Source organism: Psychroflexus salarius, assembly GCF_900129035.1.
Lineage (GTDB): Bacteria > Bacteroidota > Bacteroidia > Flavobacteriales > Flavobacteriaceae > Psychroflexus > Psychroflexus salarius.
In genome coordinates this window covers 1-2281 of sequence record NZ_FQTW01000033.1, presented here as the reverse complement: position 1 = coordinate 2281, position 2281 = coordinate 1, and the positions used below count along the sequence as shown (strand labels likewise).

Annotated in this window: 2 protein-coding genes; both read left to right on the top strand. The window is 31.0% G+C overall.

The annotated features are described in order from the left end of the window. Positions 1-104 precede the first annotated feature (104 nt). Positions 105-779, top strand: coding sequence for a hypothetical protein (locus tag BUB82_RS11575; protein WP_143185697.1), 675 nt, complete (start codon positions 105-107; stop codon positions 777-779). Positions 780-978: 199 nt separating this feature from the next. Next, a complete protein-coding gene (locus tag BUB82_RS11570; RefSeq protein ID WP_073193783.1) occupies positions 979-1470 on the top strand; it encodes a hypothetical protein in 492 nt (163 codons plus the stop codon). Positions 1471-2281 lie beyond the last annotated feature (811 nt).

The following is a 2281-nucleotide window of genomic DNA, read 5'->3' as shown; positions in this document are numbered from 1 at the left end:
TACAAGCCGAATCAACTCGTATTTGCTCACTTAGGTTTTGTAATTGAAATTCACTACTTTTAAGTCCGTAATAACTGCGGTTATACAAAAACGTTACCACACATTTGAAAAAAATACTCAATATAATAATTTTGACTTTTATTTTGACCTCTTGTCAGAATGAAAAAAAACTGAATGGAACTTGGATATCTGCTTATAAGTTTACTGATAATGACACAATTAAAGATTACATTGTTGGAGATTTACCTTTCAATGAATTAATTACATTCGATAACGGAAATTTTAATTACAAAGAATTTAATTACGGATATGAAAGAAATGGAAAATTTGAACTAAAAGGAAAGAATTTAGTGGATTTTGGAAATGACTACTTTGTTATTGCTGGAAATGAATACTATGAATCTGAAATGATTGACCCATTAACAAAAGACAGTATTGTATTCAAGAATTATAATCAGAATAGAGTTTACAAGAGGTTGGTAGATTCATTAAAGAATAGGACACCCGAAATAAAATTTACTGGAAAAAAATTCATCAGAAATTTCAGAAAGTGGACTGATACAATACACTTTATAAATGACTCTGTTTATATCAGCAACTCTTGGAAATTTGGAGATTCCGACCATTTTATGTGGGAAATGGTAAACCACAATGGGTTTGATATTTTATTTACCGAAAATTATGCGCCTTTTATAATAAAAAAGCAAATCGGAAATGAGATTTATGTGTCAATATTCGGAAACAAAAAAGAAGATTATATTTTAAAAGAAATTGAATAAAAACGTGTGGTAACAGCGCATATAGTTTATGGCGGAATTAGTGACAAACCTGAAATTTTTGTATTTTTAAAAACGTAAAACCTTAACCGAATAATTTGCGCATTTTTGCCCGCCACAAACCATATGCGCAAACCGTTGGCATTAATTTATTGCATTACGGTATGATAGTTGAACAAACTGATTTAAACAATAAAGAAATATGAAAATTACTTATTCAACAATTCTTTTATTGCTTTTTAGTTATTCGACAACATGTTTTGCTCAAAAAATAGATTCTCTAATCTATAAAAATGACATTCCGAAAATTGAAAATCCGAATGCAAAAAGATTAGATTCGATCTCTGAGCAGTTTAATAAAGGGCTTAATAAATTAACCGACCAAGGTCATACTGTTTCAACAAATGCAATCATAGAGCCAATTTTTTATTACTTAAAAGCAGATGGCAATAGATTATCCTTCAATGAATTTCTAAAAGAACAATTCGAGACGAAATCTAATAAATTCAAGGCTTTTTTTAAAGTAGAAGTTGAGTGGAATGGTCGAATTAACTCTGTAAAACTTGTCGGTTACATAGGAAATATTGAAAATATTGATTTTATTAGTTTCTGGAATAAAATAAAGGCTGAACCAGCTAAAAAATTTGATATTCCATTGAAAAGAATCACAACAATAACTATAAATAAAAACTAATGCCAACAATGGCTATAATTCATTGTGGCAGAGAGTTAAAACAAAGTTTAATTTATAAAATACGGCTGATTTCTACAGCGGAATAATCCTGCGGATGATTCCACAACGAAATCATAGCCGAACCGTTGTGCATAATTTAAGAGTGAAATTTTTACATGTTTTAGAAATAAATTATAGTCGAATTTTTTTTGAGTTTTTAAGGAAATTGGATTGATTATGAAAGCCGAAATTGACGAGCGAATTAACGCAGACTACTGAATGTTGAATTGGACATCTGAAACTCGAATCACACTCTGAAAGTTGAACTCTAAGCTGAACTCCGAATCAAATGCTGACTATGAAATGCGGAAATGAACTCTGAATAACACTCTGAAAGCAATACGCGGAACTAAATTCTGATTCACACTCTGAAGATAAAACTGAAAAAAAAGTGGATTGAACCCAAAAAACGGCTGAAACTAAAATTGACCATTTGAAATTTATAAAGCAAAATGGAATAATCGGATGCTGGATAACACGCTGATTAAAAGAAAACTATGCACAACACCAGCTATAAGTAATGCGGGAGGTTTGGGCAGAATCGAAAGTTTTGGCGTGTTTTCTCGCTCGCAATTTATATATTTATAGAATGAAAATTATAAACAGAAAATTGCTCGCTTGGGTCGGTGCTGAATTGAAAAGTTTTCGCTTTTTAGCCCCGCACTACTCATAGCCAAACCGTTACACATAAACACTCCGAAAAAACTCGGGTTGGATATATGAAAGTTAAGAATCTGAATTTAACAAGCATTACCTGAAACGAATTGAAAAG